The following is a 20,912-nucleotide window of genomic DNA, read 5'->3' as shown; positions in this document are numbered from 1 at the left end:
CTAACTCGCCGTCTCCATTCCTGCGCCCATCGCGTCGGCGATCAGGCGAAAATCGCGATCGGTGATTTCGAACAGACCAAGGCGCAGCTGATATCCCCAGTTCGACTTGCCAGCGGTGAAGGCCAGTTGTTGGAGCAGCGGCTTGATCGACGCTTCCTCGGCAAGCGCCCAGTCGACATCGCGCCGGAACGGGGTAAAGCCGCTGCCCATGTCGCCCTGATAGGGTTCGCCTTCCCGCACGGTGCCGATTGCCGTGAAAGCCTGCAGGCCATCCTTTTCCCCCAGAATTGTAGTCGGCGAATAATAGACGATGCCGTCGCCGGGCTTGATGCGACGCAGCGGCGCCGCCTTGCCGTGGTTGACCTGCATGAAGCCGTCCCTGCGGCCGCGCCGGACATGCTCGGCCGATGCGACCGCGACCCAACACGCGCTCATTTCTGTTCCCCATTGGCCTGTTTCCCATCGGACAGCCAGTAGACACGCAGGCGGTGATTGTCAGGATCGAGCGCGACGAAAGTTCGGCCGAAATCCAGATCGGTCGGCGTCTGCAGGATCTTAAGGCCGCGGCCGGACCAGTCGGCATGGGTGGCGTCGACCGCATCAGGCGTCTCCATTGCGAACACGATCTCGCCGCCACCCCCCGTCGCGGCCGCCGCCGGTTCGACCGTATGACGCGACCAGAGGCCGAGCTTGAAGCCGTTGTCGAGCACGAACAGCACGAAGGTCGGCGCGCTTTCGGCCGGCTCGCGTCCGAGCAGGGCGCTGTAGAAGGCACCGCTCCGCAATGGCTGGTCGACATAGAGGATGACGAAATTCGGGGTGGTCATGTCTGCCGTCCAAAGGTCAGCGTTTCGATGTGCTGAACCTAGAGCAGGCTACTGTCAGATTCCGGCAGTAGCCGTCATGACTCACGGGGCTTGTCGAACGTCGCCCGCCATTCCTTGAGCAGCACCTGGCGGCGGCGCGGATAGCGCGTGTCGGTGGCGTTGAGACCGGATATGCGATCGGCGCGAAAATGCCGGAAATCCTGCCGCATCTCGCACCACGCCACCACCACCCGCACCTTGTCGAAGAAACCGAGCGCAAACGGCCAGACCACACGCTGCGACGCGGCACCGCCGGCATCCTGGTAGAGAAAACCGATCTTGCGTTCGTTGCGGATGGCCTGCCGAACGGTGCCGAGATCGATGCCCTCGATGGCTTGCGCCGATGGCCCGACCAGCAGCGTCGAGGCATCAAGATCCTCGCGCAGATCGTCCGGCAGCACGGCCGCGATCTTGGCCAGCGCACTGACGGCGGCGGCGGAAAGACGCCGGTCCGGCTGCCTGGCGACCCAGCGTGAGCCGAGCACGATGGCTTCGATCTCCTCGTCCGAGAACATCAGCGGCGGCAGCATGAAACCGGGCTTCAGCACGTAGCCCAGACCCGCCTCGCCCTCGATCGGCGCGCCCTGCCCCTGCAGCGTGGCGATGTCGCGGTAGAGTGTGCGGATCGAAATCCCTAGCTCAGCGGCCAGCACCTGCCCGCTCACCGGCCGGCGATGCCGGCGCAGGCACTGGATAAGGTCGAACAGGCGTTCGGAGCGGGACATCCAGCAGATTTGCCTGTTTCTTTGACATCGGTCCATCTCTGACCGACATGAGCATTAGAACGGCCGCAGCGGGTAGTGGGTCAGTTTGAAATCTGGCCTTTGAACTGACAGGCCGCAATGCCATATTGCGCTGATGGCAGCACGTGATGGATGGTCGGTTTCGCTCAAATGCCCACGGTGCGGGAAACAAGGCGAAATAACGTTTTCCGAAGATGACCATCCCTACATGAAGGATGACACACTTAGCGTTGAGCGTATGTCGCCTGGGTTCGCAATCCGAACCTACGGCCGGACGTCGGCAGGCACTCTCGTTGAATGCTTGGATTGCAAGGAGTTAGCTAAGTGAGCAATCCAAAACGCCCGCGCGATCCTAACCAGTTGGCAAGTCGATTGTCGCACTTGCCACAGGCGAGGCTGAAGACCCATCAGCTTCGACAAGAGGACGCGAAGGCGGACTAAAAGGCGGGGCAGCCAGAGCTAAGGCACTTGATCCTCAAAAGCGTCGGCAGATCGCTCAAAAAGCGGCAGCCGCACGGTGGGAGAAGAAACCTGAGTAGGCTGCGCCAACAACAAATCTGAGATGATTTGAACGATTGGCTTTGCCGTCTGTGTATCCAGAATGGTCGTAGCCCATTCAGCGCACATCGCTTGCCAAAGCGTTTCGCCCGGCAATGTCAAACTGCTAGCCGCTTGCTTCACCCAATCATGATGATCAGTAAGCGCCATCGCCTTTGTGCAGATATCGGCTACCTCGGCGTATGGCCTTCCGATTCTCTCGCGAAGCTTGCCCCAAGCAAATCGTTGTAGATCGCCGAAAACCACCCGTTCTGGAGCATCACCACCGGGCAAGAGCGTACATCCCGGCGCTTCCGATTGGTCTCCGTCCAGAAACACATATGAGGGGCGCGGGAACCTGTTTTGAGAAACCATTATACCCAACGTTCGACCAACGCTTGCCAGACCAAAAGGGATCATTGAGCAACGCTCGACCAGCCCTTTGGAGTGGGCAACAAGGATCTCCCGCAAAAGCGTTTGAGAGCGTATGTCTTCGACATAAATTTCGCACTCGGGATGGGGGTATTCATCCATCTTGGTCATTGCGAATTCGGGACTAACCCCTGTCATGACGTGCCGACCAGACTGGCCCTGCATTAGATAAATTCTGGCCTCCAGCGGCAGTTCCGCAAGCACATATGGCGAGTGGGTTGTTACGATGATCTGCATATCCCGCTCACGGCACATCTCCGCCAAATCGCGGATAAGACGGCGTTGCGCTCGTGGGTGAAGTGAGGTCTCGATTTCATCAATCAGAAGCAAGCTATGTTGCTCCGGTTCAACGCGCAGAAATTCCGCGATTGTCATCTGTCCGGCGCCCGCGTGATAGCCGGAGTACGTTTGGTCTCTATCTTGGAAAACCGGGACAATGCGCTTGTCGTCGGCATCGGTTAGCGCCATGCGAGTTGCCCCAAACGCGCGGCCCATTATCTGGCTAAGCCTAGCAAGCTTCACCTTGTCGAAAGCTGAGGCGGACATTTCCATAGTGGCGTCCTTAGCTAATTTTGAATAGCCAGTTCGTGCCACAATCGGTTGTAGACGGCGGAGGTCGATGTAGTTCACGCTTCTATCTGGCCGCTCCGGATTGCCGCGCCAGCGATCACCAGGTTTGCGAACCGATCCGATCCTGGAACGTTCCCCCTCGCGAACCGAGAACTTGATCTCGCCGGCCCTCACGTCTTCCCAAATTGTCTTAGGAAGGAAGTCGGAAGCAAACCATCCTTTGCTGTTTTCCGAATCCTCCGATCGGCGAGCGTTAGCGGGTGGCTGGTAGGTTGATGCGGCGCACTGGAGGATTGTGCTCTTCCCAGAACCGTTTTCCCCCACAACTGCGACTATGGGGAAGTTGAACGGGATTCTTTGCCCGACCCACCCTCGAATTCCTTCAATTTCAATCCAGTCGAGCCGCTTCGGCCAGCCTGTGTTTTGTTGCCACTTGGCCTGAAGGCGACGAATTTCGCGGCTATTGCTCATAGCGGCTCTCCAATCTGTCTAAAGCCGGGCTAGCACGGTTCCAAGCCGAGTCCGCTACCGGCCTAATGACAGATTATTGCCATAAAATATTGATTATGGCAACAGATACCCGGTAGTGACCCCATAGTCACTACCGTTAAATTGACCAAAAGGATGAAACCCCTCGATATTAAGGGTATGAACAAGCTCGACACCAAGACCCGCGCGCAAATCCTCCATGCTCTGTGAAGGCCAGTCGATCCGCGCAATAACGCGCGTCATGGGTATGAGCAAAAACACGGTCGCCAAGCTGCTTTCGGACGCGGGCGCTGTATGTGCCTACTATCAAGACGAAACTCTTCGCAACCTGACCAGCAAGCGCATTCAGGACGATGAAATCTGGTCGTTCACCTATGCCAAGGAAAAGAACGTCCGCGCTGCCAAGGCTGCACCGGAATGGGCTGGCGACACTTGGACTTGGACAGCCATTGATGCCGACACCAAGCTTGTCATGTCTTGGCTGGTCGGCGGTCGCGACAGCGAATACGCGATGGCCTTCATTGACGATCTTTCGCGCCGTCTCGCCAATCGCGTCCAGCTGACCAGCAATGGCCATAGGACCTACCTTGAAGCGGCGGAAGGCGCTTTCGGTGGTGACGTTGATTACGCTATGCTGATCAAGATTTACGGCACGTCGCCGGATAGCGCCAAAGGCCGCTATAGCCCCGCCGAATGCACTGGCGCTCGCAAAGAGACCATCGAAGGCAATCCCGAGCACGTCAGCACGTCATTTGCCGAACGCCAGAACCTCACAATGCGGATGCACATGCGCCGCTTCACCCGCCTGACCAACGGCTTCTCAAAGAAGGTGGAAGCCCACGCCAACGCGGTCGCCCTGCACTTCATGTATTCAACTTCGTCCGCATCCATAAGACGCTGCGTGTCACGCCAGCTATGGCCGCTGGCGTGACTGACAAGCTTTGGGAGATTGCGGATGTCGTTGCGCTGATCGAAGCGAAGGAAGATGAAAAGCCAACCATGCGCGGTCCCTACAAAATACGCGCCGAAAGCTAAGCTTTAAGAAAAAGCCGGTAGCGTCTCAATTTAGAAGAACGGCGAGGCGCGCAATGAGCGAAACTTTCCAGTCATTTATGGGCGTCGTCGGAATCCCGACCATAGGCGCCATCTTTTTTTGGGGAATTGGAATCTTCGTCAGGAATTTGCCACTTGGCGTGCGCATCCTGATACTTGTCTTTGCCGCCGTGCTAAGCCTGCCTGGTCTCTTCGCCCTCTATCTTCTGGCGATCTTTTCATCGCTAGGGCATACCTAACGGGCTTGCGATAAGCGCCATCGGAATTTCAAACTGACCCACTACCCAGCGGCGGACTTGGTTGCGAAGCCGGTTGCCCTATGCCAAAAGCGGCACGCCGCTCGGAGATGCTCCCGCTTGAAGTCTTTTCGCGACAAACGCCGCGACAACCGCCCGCCCGCGAAAGGCGGAACCGCGGAATTGCGTCCGAACGAGCCCCGTGGAGCCGCACGACCGGATGCCAGGCCGCGCGAGCGGCATGAGACCAGGACCGATGATCGCGCCGAACCGAAATCCGCACCCCGCATCCTCGCCCGCCGCGAAGGGTCATTGCCCGCCGAGCAGCTTCCGGTAATCCTCGAAGTGGCGCCCAACGCCGATTATGCGCTGCTCGACAGCGGCACCGGCCAGAAACTCGAACAATATGGCCCCTACCGCATCGTGCGGCCCGAGGGCCAGGCAATCTGGCAGAAGGCGCTGCCGGCGAAGGACTGGGAGCGCGTCGACGCCGTCTTTACCGGCGACACCGACGAGGAAGGCATCGGACGCTGGCGCTTTCCCAAAGCGCCGCTCGGCGAAACCTGGCCGATGAAACATGACGGCATCGACTATCTCGGCCGCTTCACCTCGTTTCGCCATGTCGGCGTCTTTCCCGAACAGGCCTCGCACTGGGACCATATGGCGGGCCTGATCGCGGCGGCCAGGCGGCCGGTCAAGGTGCTCAACCTGTTCGGCTATACCGGCCTTGCCTCGCTGGTGGCGGCCCGCGCGGGTGCCGAGGTCACTCATGTCGATGCCTCGAAGAAGGCGATCGGCTGGGCGCGTGAAAACCAGGAGATGGCCGGGCTCGGCGGCAAGCCGATCCGCTGGATCGTCGACGACGCGGTGAAATTCGCCGAGCGCGAGGAGCGCCGCGGCAGCCGCTACGACATCGTGCTCTTCGATCCGCCGGCCTATGGTCGCGGTCCCAAGGGCGAGGTCTGGCAATTGTTCGAGGACCTCCCGGCATTGACCGATCTATGCCGGGCGATCCTGACGCCGAAACCGCTCGCCGTGGTGCTGACCGCCTACTCGATCCGCGCCTCCTTCTTCGCCATCCATGCTCTGATGCGCGACACCTTTGCCGGTATGGGCGGCAGGGTTGAATCGGGTGAGCTGATCATCCGCGAAAAGTCCGCCGGCCGGGCGCTTTCGACCTCACTGTTTTCGCGTTGGTTGGCCTGAATGCCCGGGAGTCCCGAATGAACGAACGGCACGTCGGTGCACCCGGCCAGGTGAAGGAAGTCACCAGCCTCGCCAATCCGCTGATCAAGGACATCAAGGCGCTCGCCCTGAAGAAATTCCGCGACCAGCAGAACGCCTTCATGGCCGAGGGGCTGAAGCTGGTCATCGATGCGCTCGACCTCGGCTGGCAGATCAGGACGCTGGTGTTTGCCAAGGCCGGGCGTGGCAATGCCGCGGTGGAAAAGGTCGCTGCGCGCACGGTTGCCGCCGGCGGCACGGTGCTCGAAGTGTCGGAAAAAGTGCTTGTCGCCATCACCCGCCGCGACAATCCGCAGATGGTGGTCGGTGTCTTTACGCAGAAATTCCTGGCCCTGAAGGACATCCGCGCCGACAATGGCGATGTCTGGGTGGCGCTCGACCGGGTGCGCGATCCCGGTAATCTCGGCACCGTCATCCGTACCGTCGATGCCGTCGGTGCCAAGGGCGTCATCCTGGTCGGCGACACCACCGATCCGTTTTCCGTGGAGACGGTGCGCGCCACCATGGGTTCCATTTTCGCCGTGCCGGTGGCGAGGGCAAATACCGAGGCGTTCCTTGCCTGGCGCGGCGGGTTTTCAGGTCTGGTCGCCGGCACGCATCTGAAAGGAGCCGTCGACTACCGCTCGGTCGATTTTTCCCGTGGGCCGGTGCTGTTGATGATGGGCAATGAGCAGCAAGGCCTGCCCGAAAGCCTGGCGGCGAGCTGCGACAGGTTGCTCAGGATTCCGCAAGCGGGCCGTGCCGATTCGCTCAATCTCGCCGTCGCCACCGGCATCATGCTGTTCGAGATCCGGCGCGGCGCGCTGAAGCTTGAACCGATCGCCGACCAACAATGAAGGTTGCCGCCTTGAGATCATGGTCCCCCTACGCCCTTCTCGTCGTCGCGGCCATCGCGCTCGATCAGTGGATAAAGCATCTGGTCGAGACCGGCCTGCCCTTTCAGGAAAAGCTCGATCTGGTCCCGTTCCTGGCGCTGTTTCGCACCTACAACACCGGCATCGCCTTCTCGATGTTCTCCTCCTTCGGCGACACCGGCCTGGTGGTCATTGCCGCGCTGGTCGTCGCTTTCGTGCTCTACCTTGCCACCCATACGCCGTCAGGCCATGTCTCCGCCCGTATAGGCTTTGCCCTGATCATCGGCGGTGCGCTGGGCAATCTGATCGACCGCGCCGTCTACGGCCACGTCATCGACTACATCCTGTTCCACACGCCGGTCTGGTCCTTTGCCGTCTTCAACCTCGCCGACGCTCTCATTTCCGTGGGCGCGGCTCTTGTCGTCTTCGACGAACTCATCGGCTGGCGGCGCGAGCCCAAACCTTCGAACGCCACGCCCTCCAAAGCCACGCCTTCCAAAGCCAAGCCTTCCAAAGATTGACCGCGCGCGGCCATCGCCGCACAGTCCAGGACGCCAAGCAAGCTCGCGGAGAAAAAGATGTCGCAAACCTTCAAAGCCATTCTCGTCTCGCGCGACGCCGACAAGAAGCAGTCGGTCGCCGTGGCGGATCTCACCGAAGCCGACCTGATGGAGGGTGACGTCACCGTCGCGGTCGAGGCAACGACGGTGAACTACAAGGATGGACTGGCCATATCAGGCAAGGCGCCGGTGGTCCGCCGCTGGCCGCTGGTGCCGGGCATCGACTTTGCTGGCACGGTCATCTCGTCCTCCAATCCCGACTGGCGCAAGGGCGACAAGGTCATCCTCAACGGCTGGGGTGTCGGCGAGACGCATTTTGGCGCCTATGCGGGGCGTGCCCGAGTCAAGGGCGACTGGCTGGTGCCACTGCCGGAGGGCATCAGCGCGCATGACGCCATGGCGGTCGGCACCGCCGGCTACACCGCCATGCTCAGCGTCATGGCGCTGGAGCGTCACGGCATCCTGCCCGATCGCGGTCCGGTCGTGGTGACGGGTGCGGCCGGCGGCGTCGGTTCGGTCGCGGTCTCCATCCTGTCCAGCCTCGGTTACCACGTCATTGCCTCGACCGGGCGCAATGCCGAAAGCCCCTATCTGATCAACCTCGGCGCCGCCGAGGTGATCTCGCGCGACGAACTGAGCCAGCCGGCCAAGCCGCTGGCCAAGGAACGCTGGGCGGGCGGGATCGATTCGGTCGGCAGCCACACACTGGCCAATGTGCTGTCGATGACCTCCTATGGCGGCGCGGTCGCGGCCTGCGGTCTGGCCGGCGGCATGGATTTGCCGTCGAGCGTCGCCCCCTTCATCCTGCGCGGCGTCTCGCTTCTTGGTATCGATTCGGTGATGGCGCCGAAGGCCGTTCGCCTCGAGGCTTGGCGGCGCATCGGCGCCGATCTCGACCTGGAGAAGCTCGCCAGCCTATCCACGACCATTGGTTTCGACGGCATCATCGATGCCGCGCGCGACATCGTCGACGGCAAGATCCGCGGTCGCGTCGTCGTCGACATGTGAGTTCGCCAGGCCGGAAGGTTGGCGGAATTGACACTCTGCGACGACAAATCGGGCGCCGCGGGCAAAAAGAGGCGCATCCGCTAAAATTCGAACGATCCGCCGCAATTTTCCATAATCTCTCTCTGCCAAGGGTTTCGCATGATCGCGGAATCCGACAGCCAGCAGGTGGACAAGGGCGACGACGTCGACGCAGTTGCCGTGCCGGCGCCGGGACGGCGGTTTATCGCCGCGCCGCCGCTGGTGCCCGAGCAGCAATTGGTCAGACGGGAAGGCCTGCCGCCGCTCACCTTCGTTGCCATCATGATCCTGGCGGGCCTTGCGTATCTCACTGGGGCGCCGATCTTCATCAGTCTCGCATTGCTGGCAACCGGCCTTGCCGGCCTGGGAATGCACCTGCATGCCAGACGCCGCGTCCACCGGACCGTGGTGCTGCTCGACGAGACCACCGCTCGCAGCCGCGCCGAGATCGAGACGCTGGCCGACCGCATGTGGGAAATGCAGGAAAGCGAGGAGCGCTTTCGCGGTCTCATCGACGCGCTTGGCGATCTCGTCATCCACCGCGACCGTGACGGTTACATCGTCTATGCCAACAAGGTGTTCGCCGATCTCGTCGAAACCGATCCGCGCGATCTTGCCGGCAAGACCCTGGCCGAACTCGGCATCGAGGTCGGCATCGTTCCCGACGCCGCCTTTTCCGACCACGAGTGCCTGAGTTCCACCGATGTCGCCATCCGCACGCCGGGCGGCTCGCGCTGGTTCTCCTGGATCGAGCTTTCGGTGCGCGAAAAGGACAGCGGTGCGGTTTCGCATCGCGCCATCGCCCGCGACATCACCGCCCGCAAGCGCGCCGAATCCTCGCTGATCACCGCGCGCGAACGGGCCGAATACGCAAGCCAGGCCAAATCGCGCTTTCTCGCCACCGTCAGCCATGAAATCCGCACGCCGATGAACGGCATCATGGGAATGGCGAGGCTGCTCGCCGACACCAGCCTGTCGCCGGAACAGCAGACCTATGTCGGTGCCATCTCGACCTCGGCCAGTGCCTTGCTCGCCCTGATCGAGGACCTGCTCGACTATTCCAAGATCGAGGCCGGTCGCTTCGACCCGGAACCGCAACCGATGTCGGTGCGCGAGATCGCCGACAACATCATCGAATTGCTCGCCGCGCGCGCCTTCGCCAAGGGTATCGGCCTCGGCTGCCACGTCGAACCGGATGTACCGCAATTAATCACCGCCGATCCAGGCCGGGTCCGTCAGGTGCTGCTCAACCTGATCGGCAATGCCATCAAGTTCACCGACGGCGGCGGCGTGCTGGTCAGCGTCGCGCGCGCCCGCACCGAAAACAGCGACCGCATCTGCTTCACCATTACCGACACCGGGCCCGGCCTGCGCGACGAGGACATGGAGCGCATCTTCGAGGAGTTCGAGCAGGCCGACGGCACCTCGACGCGCGCGCATGGCGGAGCGGGGCTGGGGCTTGCCATTTCCAAGCGCCTGGTGGCTGCCATGGGTGGCACGATTTCGGTCTCTAGCCGGCTTGGTCAAGGCTCGGAATTCGTTTTCGAGATCCCGGCCAGGGAGGCCACCGAGGCGCCACAGGGCCGGCAGAACGCGCTTGCCGGCAGGCACGCGGTGATCCTCTCCAGGAATGCCGTCGAGGCCGAGGCCATCGCCCGCACCATCCGTGCCAATGGCGGTACCGCCGGTATTGCCAGCACCATGGCGCAGGCGGCGCCGCTGGCCGAGGGCTGCGACGCGCTTCTCGTCGATGCGGCCATGGAAGAGAGTGACGGAAGGCTGCTCAAGCGGTTGCGCCAAAGCGGTTTTTCCGATTGCGAAGCCATCACCCTGATCGCGCCGACCGACCGCGGCATGCTCGGCGAGTTCCGCGCCAGCGGCTACGCGACTTTCCTGGCTCGACCGGTGCGCGGGGGGACACTTTTGCGTGTGCTTTTGACCAGCCATGCATCGGCCCTTGCCCAGCCGCAGCCGGAGAAGCGCCGTGCCCCGGCCAGTGCCTCGAGCGGCCGCCAGCAGGGCTTGTCCGTGCTGATCGCTGAAGACAACGACATCAATGCCATGCTGGCCCGCGCCACGCTGTTGAAGGCGGGGCACCGCGTCACGGTGGTCGGCAACGGCAAGGCCGCGGTCGAGGCCGTCACCAGTGCCGGGCACAAGCACCGCTTCGACGTGGTGCTGATGGATCTGCATATGCCGGTCATGGACGGTCTGGACGCCATTGCCGCGATCCGCCGCCATGAGGAGGAAATATCCGCGCCGCCGGTGCCGATCATGGTGCTTTCGGCCGACAGCCAGGAAAAGACCCGCCATACGGTGCTTGCCCACGGCGCCTCCGGCTTCGTCACCAAGCCGCTCGACCCCGACGCCCTGGTCAACGCCGTCGAGGGCCAGGCCGCCGCTTGAGCGGCCTGTTTTCAGGTGCAAGTCTGCCGTATGTCGATCAAAAATTGTCGCGGTTTTGCCGCGACGGCACGCATGAAAACGAGAAACTGAAGCGGCTCGTGCGGATCGGTGCAAACGCGACGCGCTTGCTTTTTCCTGACCCAACGTAGCCGGTTGACCGTTTTCGCCAGCCGACGAAGTATTGCCCGAGACGCCGTATCACGGTACTGTCACAATCCTGTTGCACCTACACCGTATCCCCGTGCCAAGAGGGATGGCTCGAAGGAGAATCACTCGTGCATACAGTTATGCCTGAATGTGACACTCGGCCGAACGCCGGCAGCGCCTTGCTTGCCGGACGTAATGTCGATTCCGTCATAAAAGGCGCAGCGCTCGGCCGTATCGGCAATCTCGAAGTGCGGCTCGCCCGCAACGAGGCCGAGATCGCGGCGGCGCAGGAAGTGCGCTACCGGGTATTTTATGACGAGCTTGGCGCCAGGAAGGACCTGTTCCAGGCGCAGGACCGCCGCGACGCCGACCGGTTCGATCCGCTTTGCGACCATCTGCTGGTGCTGGACACGACGCTTTCCGGTCCCGAACACCGCCGTATCGTCGGCACCTATCGCCTGCTGCGGCAAGAAATCGCGGCCACCGCCGGCGGCTTCTATTCAGAAGGCGAATTCGAGCTGACCAAGCTCATCGCCCGCCATCCCGGCCAGCGTTTTCTTGAGCTCGGACGTTCCTGCGTTTTGCCGGAATACCGCTCGAAACGCACCATCGAGGCGCTTTGGCAAGGCATCTGGGCCTACATCAATCACTACGAAATCGGCGTGATGACCGGCTGTGCCTCCTTCCATGGCACCGTGCCGGCGGCGCATGCCGAGGCGCTTACCTATCTCGCTCATCACTGCCGCACCAACTCGGCCTGGGACGTGCGTGCGGTGTCGGGGCGCTATTGTTCCATGGACCTGATGCCGATCGAGGCGGTCAACACCAAGGCGGCGATCGCGGCGATGCCGCCTCTGGTCAAGGGCTATCTGAGGGTTGGTGCCCGCATCGGCGACGGCTGCGTCATCGACCGCGAATTCTCGACCGTCGACGTCTTCGTGGTGATGCCGGTCAAGGAGATCGGTGCCCGCTACGTCAATTATTATGGCGGCGAAGCGCAGCGTTTCGCGGCATAGCGAGTAGCGAGGGCTCCGCGGCAATCCTGTTCTATTCGCTATCCGCTTCCTTTCACGGAATATCTTCCGGACGCCTTCCCGGCCGGCTCTTGTACGACGGAAACGACCAGCCGAAACGCAGCGCGCCGCCGCGCACTGCAAGCGCCATCACGAAGCCGGCCAACCCCGAGACAATCTGCGGCAATCCGGCAACGTCGCCGAATGTGAAGATGGCGGCGCCCGCCAAGGCGGCCGTGACGTAGATTTCGGGCCTCAGCAGTACCGACGGCTCGCCCGCCAGGAGATCGCGCAATATGCCGCCGAAGGTCGCGGTCAGCATGCCTGTGATGATCGAAACCACCGGCGAACCGGTGATTGCCAGCCCCTTGGCCGCGCCCATGACCGAAAACGCGGCGAGGCCGATGGCGTCGAGCCACAAAAGCAGCTTGTAGCGGGATTCGACGCGGTGCGCCGTGAAGAAGACCAGGACCGCCACCACCGCGCAGATCAGCACGTAGTCGCGGTTTCCCACCCAGAAGACAGGCACATTGAGGATGAGATCGCGAAACGTGCCGCCGCCAATACCGGTGACACTGGCCAGGAACAGGAACCCGATAATGTCGAGCTGCTTGCGCGACGCGGCCAACGCCCCGGTCGCCGCAAAAACGGCGACGCCGGCATAGTCGAGAAGGGCGATGGGGTTAAAGGGCATGAGGCAGTAGGGATTAGGAATTAGGAATGGGGCATATGCATAGCACGAAGCCGCGCGATTGATACGACTGCCTATTTCCCTACTGCCTACTGCCTACTGCCTACTGCCTACTGCCTAATCCCTATCAAGCATCCTTCTCCGCCTGCTCATTGACCGGCCCCGGCTCGACCGGCGCCTCGGCGGCAATCTTCGGGCCGCCCTTGGCGACGCCAACCATGGCCGGACGCAGCACGCGCTCTCCGATCGAATAGCCCGGTTGCACCACCTGGATGACAGTGCCGGCGGGAACTTCCGGATTGGGAATCTCGAACATGGCCTGGTGGAAGTTCGGATCGAACTTCTCGCCTTCCGGCGTCAGTTTCTTTACCCCGTGCCGTTCCAACGCCGACAGCATGGCGCGCTCGGTCAGGTCGACGCCTTCGATCAGCGCCTTGAAGCCGGCGTCGCCAGACGCCTTGGCCTCGGCGGGGATGGCGTCCAGCGCGCGGCGCAGATTGTCCGACACCGACAGCATGTCGCGGGCGAAATTCGCAACCGCATAGGTGCGCGCGTCGTGCACGTCGCGCGCGGTCCGGCGCCGCAGGTTCTCCATCTCCGCCGCTACGCGCAGCGCGCGGTCCTTCAGCTCTTCATTTTCCTTCAACAGCCGCACAAGCGCTTCATAATCGCCGTCAATGCCGCCTTCCGTGCGCTCGGCATTGGCCTCGGCCGCCTCGGCTTCACTGGGCGCGCGTTCGTCTTTTGCCTGGTCGCTCATCGCCGTTTCCCGTCATCTTGAATGGTATGGATTTTGTGCCCGATATCGAGGTTTGGCGGTCAAAAATCAAGGGGCAAGCCACCATTGAAGCTTTGACCGGACCTGGAAGGCGATCAATGGGGATGCCTCGATTTTAATTCAAATTTTACCGTGCTTGCCAGCTTGGCTTGCCACGGAAGCGTGATGGGGGAACCATTCCCTTGCTGGAGGAGTTTTGGAGCCGACACAGGATTTTGAAATGATGACTCGCGACAAGGCTGAAAAAGGAGAAAGGCTCGCCGCCGAAGTCAGGCGCCAGTTCGGTGCCGAGGCGATGACGCGCTTTCTGCGCACCTTGCCGGCTTTCCGTGCGGAAGCCGACATTCCCAATCGCTTCAGGGAATTGCTTGACCATCTCGATCGGATGGAGAGCAAAAGCCTTGGCGGCGGTCGCCGATAGGCAGCCGACCGGTCAATCGCCGCCTCTCAGGACGCAAGGAGCGGTTCAAAATCGTCTTTCGCGCGACAATTACGCACAGTAATTTTACGTGATGGTCGCCTTGCGGCGGCCACACGCCCCGCCTATGATTCCTGATGAACATGATTTCCCCCGACGCGGCCGCCAACAGCAAGCGTGCCTGGCTGAAGATTCTGGCACGCTACAAGAAGCCGGACCGGCGACGCAGCGCCGTCGAACTCGCCATCACCCTCATTCCGTTCGCCACGCTCTGGGCCATGTCCGCGGCGGCCTATGCCTATGGCCATTGGTGGGGACTGATCCTGGTTCTTCCGGCGGCCGGGTTCCTGGTGCGCATCTTCATGATCCAGCACGATTGCGGCCATGGCTCCTTCTTCGCCAACCGCTACGCCGACGACTGGATCGGCCGCGCGCTCGGCGTGCTCACACTGACGCCCTACGATTGCTGGCGGCGCGCCCACGCGACACATCATGCCAGCGCCGGCAATCTCGATGAGCGCGGTATGGGCGACATCAGGACGCTGACGGTTGCCGAGTACAGGCAATTGTCCTGGCGCGGGCGCCTTGGCTATCGTCTCTATCGCCACCCGCTGGTGATGTTCGGTCTTGGACCGATCTGGCTGTTCATCTTCTCGCAAAGGCTGCCGATCGGCATGATGCGCGGCGGCTTGACGCCTTGGGTGTCATCGATGACCACCAATCTCGCCATCGCGCTTGCGGCGGCCCTGCTTATCTGGGCCGTCGGCCCGGGTGCGTTCCTGGTCGTCCACTTGCCGATCGTCGTTCTCGCCGGTTCGGCCGGCATCTGGCTGTTCTACGTCCAGCACCAGTTCGAGGAGACGGAATGGGCGAAGGATGACGACTGGGAATTCCAGCATGCCGCCCTGCACGGCTCGTCCTATTACGACCTGCCGCCGGTGCTGAACTGGTTCACCGGCAATATCGGCGTCCACCACGTCCATCACCTCTCCGCCAAGGTGCCGGGCTACCGGCTGCAGGAAGTGCTGCGGGATTATCCGGAACTGCGTGGCATTGGCCGCGTCACGCTGCTCGACAGCCTGCGCTGCGTCAAACTGGCCTTGTGGGACGAAAACCGCCGTAAGCTGGTGTCGTTCCGCGAGGCACACGCCTTGGCGTAGAAAGACTGCCGCGCCATGGCGCGGCAGCTTGCCATCGGATCAAGCCGCCTGGCGCTCGTCACGCATCAGGATTTCGCCGTGACGGATTTCGGTACCCAGCACCTTCAGGCATTCGCGGATGAAGTTGGACAGGCCAGGCCAGCCCTTGGCTGAAACGAGATTGCCGTCGACATGGGCGCCGGTCGGCGCGACGTCGATGTAGATGCCGCCGGCCAGCGTCACTTCCGGCTCGCAATAGTGCAGCGCCGCCACTTCCCTGCCGCGCACCACGCCGTCGACCGCGATCAGGATCTGCACGCCATGGCAGATGGTGAAGATCGGCTTGCCCGCCTCGTGGAAATGCCGCACCAGGGCCTGCACCCGCTTGTCGATGCGGATGTATTCGGGGCCGCGCCCGCCCGCCGCATAGACGGCGTCATATTTGGCCGCGTCCACTTCGGAGAATGTCTTGTTGAGGATGTAGTCGTGGCCGGGCTTTTCCGTGTAGGTCTGGTGGCCTTCGAAATCATGCAGCGAGGTCTTCAGCACCTCGCCCGCCTTCTTGTCCGGGCAGACGACGTGCACGGTGTGGCCGACGGCGTGCATGGCCTGTTCAAAGACGAAAATCTCATACTCCTCGCTGAACTCGCCAACGAGCATCAATATCTTCTTGCCAGCCATTCCCGGTTCCTCCCTTGTGGCCATATTTATTTCTGGTCACGAAATAATACCCGTATCCTAGGGGGCGGATGTCAAAAGGAAAAGCATAAATCGCACAATTGGTCCGACCAGCCTGCTTTGCGATCGGCAAAAGACACCACACAACCCTCCCTGGTGGACGAAAACAGCACCCCCTGGTTCGACCAAATATCAGTCAGGCAGCCGCCTTGATCATGTCGGCCGCCTTTTCGGCGATCATGATCGTCGGCGCATTGGTGTTGCCGCCGATCAGCGTCGGCATCACCGAGGCGTCGACGACCCGCAGCCCTTCAAGCCCGTACACCCTGAGTTCAGGATCGACCACGGCCATGTCGTCGACGCCCATCTTGCAGGTGCCGACGGGGTGATAGATGGTGTCGGCGCGAGCCCTGATATGCGACATCAAATCAGCGTCGCTGGAAACGCCGGCAGTGTAGATTTCCTTGTCGCGATATCTGGCCAGCGCCGGCGCCTCCAGTATGGCGCGCATCATTCTGGCGCCCTTGAGCAGCAGGTCGGCATCGCGCTGGTCGGACAGAAAACGCGGATCGATGCGCGGTGGCGCCAGCGGGTCCGGTGACGACAGCCCCACCTCGCCGCGCGAATGCGGACGCAGCACACAGACATGGCAGGAAAAGCCGTAGCCCATATGCAGCTTGCGACCATGATCGTCGACGATGGCGATGCAGAAATGCAGTTGCAGGTCCGGCCGGTCGATCGCCGGATCGGATTTGAGGAAAGCGCCACCTTCGGCGTAGGGCGTCGCAATCATACCACCGCCATCCTTGCGCCAGCGCAGCATGTGCCGCAACAGGCCGGGCAGGCCGCGCAGGCCGATGCCCATCATGTCGGCATTCCTTGACGTCCAGCCCATGATAAAATCGAGATGATCCTGCAGGTTCTTGCCGACGCCTGGCAGTTCGTGCGCAACCGCAATGCCATGCGCGGCAAGCTCGACCGCCGGACCGATCCCGGACAGCAAAAGCAGCTGAGGCGAGCCGAAGGCTCCGCCACAGACGATGACCTCGCGCCGGGCCTTCGCCATGGCCTCGCTGTTGCCCTTGCTATAGCGCACCCCCGTAGCCCGCTTGCCGTCAAGGACGACGCCGGTGGCACGCGCTCCGGTAATGACGGTGAGGTTCGGCCGGTTCATCGCCGGGTGCAGATAGGCGGCCGCAGCCGAACAGCGCTCGCCATTGCGGCGCTCACCCCAGAATTGCGTGACCTGGTAAAGCCCAGCACCTTCCTGCTCGATGCCGTTGAAATCATCATTGCGGCGTATCTGGTTTTCGCCGCAGGCCTCGACAAAGGCCCTGGAGAGTTCACGCGGATCCTGCTGCTCGGCGACCCGCAACGGCCCATCGTCACCGTGCAGCGCGTCGGCCCCGCGCTGATTGCCTTCTGCGCGGCGGAAATAGGGCAGCACCTCGTCCCACGACCAGCCGTTGCAGCCGAGGCCGGCCCATCCGTCATAGTCGCTGCGATGGCCCCTGACATAAAGCATGGCGTTGATGGCACTGGAACCACCCAGCGCCTTGCCGCGTGGCTGGTAGCCCTTGCGGCCGCCGAGACCTTGCTGCGGCACCGTGTCGAAGGCCCAGTTGTTGATCTTCGGTCGGCCCGGCAGCAGTGCGATCACACCCGCAGGAGCGCGGATCAGCAAATCCTTGCCCTCGCCGCCGGCTTCGATCAGGCAGACCGTCTTCGAAGGGTCTTCGGAAAGCCGTGAAGCAAGCGCGCAACCGGCCGACCCGCCGCCTGCGATGACATAGTCGAAAGCCATGGTTTCCTCCTCGCACCCGGCGGATGTTTCCGTCCGGACAGCCAAGAGAAGGCCTGATCAGAGCTGATGTAAAGACGCGCTCGATTACCGCTGCGTCAGCTCTCGCGAACGCGGCGCCAGGAATATTTCGGACCCTTGGGCTCCGGCACGGCGGTCGGCTGGTAGTAAAGCCCCAGCCCACCGGTACGGCCCTCTTCCAGGCGCTTCAACAACACCGGGTTCGAAATCTCGAACTCGTCGAAGCCCAGCCGCAGCATATGCGGCAACGGGTCGACCAGCACCTGGCCGGTGGCGCGAACGGCGCCTTCGAAATGATAGCGGCTACGCAGCAGCTCAGCCTTGGAGAAGGAGCGGCCGTCGCTGAAGGCCGGGAAAACCAGCGCCACCAGCGACAGCTGATCGAGCAGGTCGGCGATCTTCTCGAGCTGGTCGCCGGGCTGCAGCACCACGCCGAGCCGCTCCTTGGCGGACCGGCGCACCTCCGGATCAAGACCGAGGAATGCCTGCAACGGCAGGATGAAGCGGCCATTGCCCGAAAGCGCGTCCGCACTTTCGGCGTGAGCCCATTCGTCCTCGCGAAAACCCTCCGGGGTCCAGAGCCGGGTCTCTGGTGTCGTCGTTTCAGTCATAAAAGGTCCTAAATATTCAAACGAGCCAAGGACGTGTTGAGATTCAGGTCAGGCTGCGCCGAAAATGGCGGCTTCCGAGAACCGGAGCGGAGCGTACTTGAACTACGTCAGCACCGGAAGCGTAGGAAGCTGCCGTTTGCAGGCCAGCCTCACCTGAATATCAGCACATCCTAGAGGGATGCGTCGGTCAGCGATACTTCCAGTCCCGACAGGTGAATGCCGCACTCGGTCTTGGCATGACCGGCCCAGCGGCCGCTGCGCGCGTCCTCACCCGGCTGCACCGGTTGCGTGCACGGGAAGCAGCCGATCGACAGATAGCCATAGGCGACCAGCGGATTTTCGCGCAGCGCATGCGCGCGCATGTAGTCCGCCTGGTCCGATGTCGTCCAATGCGCCAATGGATTGATGCGGATGCGCGCGCCGACCGCCTCGAACACCGGCAGTGCCGCCCGCGTCGAGGCCTGGAAGCGCTTGCGGCCGGTGAACCAGGCCCGGAACGGCGCAACGCCCCTAGCCAACGGCTCGACCTTGCGCACGTCGCAGCAGGCATCGGTGTTGCTCTGATGCAGATTGCCCGTCGGGTCGATCCGCGCGAGCGCCGCTTCCTCGGGTTTGATGACCTGGATGTTGGTCAGCCCGAAATCCGCGACGAGGGCGTCGCGATAGCCGAGCGTCTCCTCGAAATGCTTGCCTGTGTCGAGGAAGATGACCGGCAGCGTGCGGTCGATCTCCGCGATCATGTGCAGCAGTACCGCCGAGTCCGCCCCGAAGGACGACACGGCGGCGATTTCGTCGTGAAACAGTTCGCGCGCCGAACGTTCGATGATCTCGAGCGGCTTCAGATGGCCATAGAGCGCATCGAGCCCCGCCGCCTTGGCGGCGACGCCGTCATCGACGTCGGCTATATGGTCAAGCGGCCTTGGCTTCGCCAGCATAGAGCGCCTCCTTGAACGGCGCGGGACCGACACGGCGGTAGGCGTCGATGAATTTTTCTTGGGCATTGAGCCGAAGGCCGAGATAGGTCTCGACGATCTGCTCGATGGCGTCGGTGATCTCTTCCGAAGAAAAGCCGCGGCCGATGATCTCGCCGACCGACGTATTCTCGTCGGCCGAACCGCCCAGCGTCACCTGATAGAGCTCGGAGCCCTTCTTCTCGACGCCGAGGATGCCGATATGGCCGACATGGTGATGGCCGCAGGCATTGATGCAGCCGGAGATCTTCAGCTTCAGTTCGCCGATCTCGCGCTGCCTCTCCATCGAAGCGAAGCGCTGCGATATCTCCTGTGCGATCGGGATCGAGCGGGCCGTCGCCAGCGCGCAATAGTCGAGGCCTGGGCACGAGATGATGTCCGATATCAAATTGGAATTAGCCGTCGCCAGTCCGATGTCGACCAGCGCGTCATAGACCGCCTTGAGGTCGGCGCGCGCCACATGCGGCAGGATCAGGTTCTGCTCATGGCTGACGCGCAGCTCGTCGAAAGCGTATTTCTCGGCGATGTCGGCGACCGCTTCCATCTGGCTGTCGGACGCGTCGCCAGGCACCTCGCCGATGCCCTTGAGCGAGATCGTCACCGCCGCGTAGTCGGGATGGCGATGCGTTACCACATTCTGGTCGAGCCAGTCGGAAAAGCCCTTGGAATCGAGGCGCGCCAGCTTGACCGCCTGGTCGCCTTCCGGCCGGTCGGTCTGCGCCGGCGGTGCGAAATAGGCTTCGATGGCGCGGATGTCGGCATCCGGCAGCTTCAGCTCGGCGTCCTTCAATTCCTGCCATTCGGCCTCGACCTGGCGGGTGATCTCCTCGACGCCGGTCTCGTGCACGAGGATCTTGATGCGCGCCTTGTACTTGTTGTCGCGGCGGCCATAGAGGTTGTACACGCGCAGGATCGCCGTGCAGTAGGACAGAAGATCGGCTTCCGGCAGGAAGTCTCGGACCTTCTTCGCCACCATGGGCGTGCGGCCCTGGCCGCCACCGATATACACAGCAAAGCCGAGTTCGCCGGCGGCGCTCTTCTTCAGATGCAACCCGATATCGTGCGTCTGGATGGCGGCGCGATCGCGCTCGGCGCCCGTCACCGCGATCTTGAATTTTCTCGGCAGGAACGAGAATTCCGGATGCACCGATGACCATTGCCGCAGGATTTCCGCATAGGGGCGCGGATCGGCGACCTCATCGGCGGCAGCACCGGCAAAGTGGTCGGCGGTGACGTTGCGGATGCAGTTGCCGCTGGTCTGGATGGCGTGCATCTCGACACTGGCCAGATCGGCGAGGATCGCTGGAATATCCGACAGCGCCGGCCAGTTGAACTGGATGTTCTGGCGCGTGGTGAAATGGCCGTAGCCCTTGTCGTATTTGCGGGCGATGTGGCCAAGCATGCGCAACTGCTTGCCGTTGAGCGTGCCGTATGGCACCGCGATGCGCAGCATGTAAGCGTGCAGCTGCAGGTAGACGCCGTTCATCAGCCTGAGCGGCCGGAACTGCTCCTCAGTGATCTCGCCGGACAGCCGGCGCTGGACCTGGTCGCTGAACTCGGCGACGCGGGCCTGGACAAAATCGTGGTCGAACTCGTCGTAACGGTACATGCTTCGTCTTTCAGGGCG

At 62.3% G+C, this 20,912-nt stretch carries 20 protein-coding genes and 1 pseudogene; 10 read left to right on the top strand and 11 right to left on the bottom strand.

Annotation, left to right across the window (positions count from 1 at the left end; all coding sequences use genetic code 11):
* From EB233_RS09245 to EB233_RS09230, 4 genes are all read right to left on the bottom strand, one after another.
* Positions 1-435: an EVE domain-containing protein gene (locus tag EB233_RS09245; RefSeq protein ID WP_064991990.1), complete on the bottom strand. Its 435-nt coding sequence runs from the start codon at positions 433-435 to the stop codon at positions 1-3.
* Positions 432-827 carry a VOC family protein gene (locus tag EB233_RS09240; protein WP_064991989.1) on the bottom strand — a complete coding sequence of 132 codons (396 nt, stop codon included), beginning with the start codon at positions 825-827 and terminating at the stop codon, positions 432-434. Before EB233_RS09240 ends, EB233_RS09245 begins: the two co-directional genes overlap by 4 nt.
* Positions 828-901: 74 nt before the next feature.
* Entirely contained in the window at positions 902-1,591 is a 690-nt protein-coding gene (locus EB233_RS09235) for a helix-turn-helix transcriptional regulator (protein WP_064991988.1), read from the bottom strand.
* A 477-nt stretch (positions 1,592-2,068) separates the two neighbouring features.
* Positions 2,069-3,619, bottom strand: coding sequence for an ATP-dependent nuclease (locus tag EB233_RS09230; RefSeq protein ID WP_081294337.1), 1,551 nt, complete (start codon positions 3,617-3,619; stop codon positions 2,069-2,071).
* 177 nt (positions 3,620-3,796) lie between these two features.
* On the opposite strand from EB233_RS09230, the pseudogene EB233_RS09225 reads away from it, so the two are divergent.
* The 8 genes and pseudogenes from EB233_RS09225 to olsB all read left to right on the top strand — a co-directional run bounded on the left by EB233_RS09225 (position 3,797) and on the right by olsB (position 12,180).
* Positions 3,797-4,672 (top strand): annotated as a pseudogene (locus EB233_RS09225) (IS1 family transposase).
* A 53-nt stretch (positions 4,673-4,725) separates the two neighbouring features.
* Complete coding sequence (locus EB233_RS09220) at positions 4,726-4,929, top strand: hypothetical protein (protein ID WP_064991986.1); 204 nt, start codon at positions 4,726-4,728, stop codon at positions 4,927-4,929.
* A gap of 117 nt (positions 4,930-5,046) precedes the next feature.
* A complete protein-coding gene (locus tag EB233_RS09215) occupies positions 5,047-6,132 on the top strand; it encodes an RsmD family RNA methyltransferase (RefSeq protein ID WP_064991985.1) in 1,086 nt (361 codons plus the stop codon).
* 17 nt (positions 6,133-6,149) lie between these two features.
* Positions 6,150-7,007, top strand: a complete 858-nt coding sequence (locus tag EB233_RS09210; protein WP_027056617.1) for a TrmH family RNA methyltransferase — start codon at positions 6,150-6,152, stop codon at positions 7,005-7,007.
* An 11-nt stretch (positions 7,008-7,018) separates the two neighbouring features.
* Positions 7,019-7,546, top strand: coding sequence for a signal peptidase II (gene lspA / locus EB233_RS09205; protein WP_064992117.1), 528 nt, complete (start codon positions 7,019-7,021; stop codon positions 7,544-7,546).
* 57 nt (positions 7,547-7,603) lie between these two features.
* The gene (acuI, locus tag EB233_RS09200) at positions 7,604-8,593 is read left to right on the top strand and encodes an acrylyl-CoA reductase (NADPH) (protein ID WP_064991984.1); all 990 of its coding nucleotides are present in this window, start codon (positions 7,604-7,606) and stop codon (positions 8,591-8,593) included.
* Between the two features lie 138 nt (positions 8,594-8,731).
* Positions 8,732-11,017 (top strand): PAS domain-containing hybrid sensor histidine kinase/response regulator, encoded by a 2,286-nt coding sequence (locus EB233_RS09195; protein WP_064991983.1) that lies wholly within the window; start codon positions 8,732-8,734, stop codon positions 11,015-11,017.
* Positions 11,018-11,304: 287 nt separating this feature from the next.
* Entirely contained in the window at positions 11,305-12,180 is an 876-nt protein-coding gene (gene olsB / locus EB233_RS09190; protein WP_064991982.1) for a l-ornithine N(alpha)-acyltransferase, read from the top strand.
* A gap of 52 nt (positions 12,181-12,232) precedes the next feature.
* Here olsB and EB233_RS09185 read toward each other — a convergent pair whose 3' ends face one another.
* Positions 12,233-12,871, bottom strand: a complete 639-nt coding sequence (locus EB233_RS09185) for a trimeric intracellular cation channel family protein (protein WP_064991981.1) — start codon at positions 12,869-12,871, stop codon at positions 12,233-12,235.
* A gap of 124 nt (positions 12,872-12,995) precedes the next feature.
* The gene (grpE, locus tag EB233_RS09180; protein ID WP_027056611.1) at positions 12,996-13,628 is read right to left on the bottom strand and encodes a nucleotide exchange factor GrpE; all 633 of its coding nucleotides are present in this window, start codon (positions 13,626-13,628) and stop codon (positions 12,996-12,998) included.
* A gap of 238 nt (positions 13,629-13,866) precedes the next feature.
* Between grpE and EB233_RS09175 the strand changes: the two genes are divergently transcribed.
* Both EB233_RS09175 and EB233_RS09170 read left to right on the top strand, forming a co-directional pair.
* A complete protein-coding gene (locus tag EB233_RS09175) occupies positions 13,867-14,067 on the top strand; it encodes a hypothetical protein (RefSeq protein ID WP_027056610.1) in 201 nt (66 codons plus the stop codon).
* 134 nt (positions 14,068-14,201) lie between these two features.
* Entirely contained in the window at positions 14,202-15,224 is a 1,023-nt protein-coding gene (locus tag EB233_RS09170; RefSeq protein WP_064991980.1) for a fatty acid desaturase, read from the top strand.
* 39 nt (positions 15,225-15,263) lie between these two features.
* Here EB233_RS09170 and EB233_RS09165 read toward each other — a convergent pair whose 3' ends face one another.
* The 5 genes from EB233_RS09165 to EB233_RS09145 form a co-directional block, all read right to left on the bottom strand.
* The gene (locus EB233_RS09165; protein ID WP_064991979.1) at positions 15,264-15,884 is read right to left on the bottom strand and encodes a DJ-1/PfpI family protein; all 621 of its coding nucleotides are present in this window, start codon (positions 15,882-15,884) and stop codon (positions 15,264-15,266) included.
* A 193-nt stretch (positions 15,885-16,077) separates the two neighbouring features.
* Positions 16,078-17,685 carry a GMC family oxidoreductase gene (locus tag EB233_RS09160; protein WP_064991978.1) on the bottom strand — a complete coding sequence of 536 codons (1,608 nt, stop codon included), beginning with the start codon at positions 17,683-17,685 and terminating at the stop codon, positions 16,078-16,080.
* Between the two features lie 95 nt (positions 17,686-17,780).
* Positions 17,781-18,314: a DUF934 domain-containing protein gene (locus tag EB233_RS09155; RefSeq protein ID WP_064991977.1), complete on the bottom strand. Its 534-nt coding sequence runs from the start codon at positions 18,312-18,314 to the stop codon at positions 17,781-17,783.
* Between the two features lie 170 nt (positions 18,315-18,484).
* On the bottom strand, positions 18,485-19,249 hold the full coding sequence (locus EB233_RS09150) for a phosphoadenylyl-sulfate reductase (RefSeq protein WP_064991976.1): 765 nt from the start codon (positions 19,247-19,249) through the stop codon (positions 18,485-18,487).
* Complete coding sequence (locus EB233_RS09145) at positions 19,224-20,894, bottom strand: nitrite/sulfite reductase (protein WP_064991975.1); 1,671 nt, start codon at positions 20,892-20,894, stop codon at positions 19,224-19,226. The genes EB233_RS09150 and EB233_RS09145 overlap by 26 nt, the downstream gene beginning before the upstream one ends.
* Positions 20,895-20,912 lie beyond the last annotated feature (18 nt).

Origin of the sequence: Mesorhizobium erdmanii, from assembly GCF_013170725.1 — a bacterium.
Taxonomy (GTDB): Bacteria; Pseudomonadota; Alphaproteobacteria; order Rhizobiales; family Rhizobiaceae; genus Mesorhizobium; species Mesorhizobium erdmanii.
Note: the sequence above shows the minus strand (reverse complement) of the source record. Positions and strands in the feature narration are given on the sequence as shown.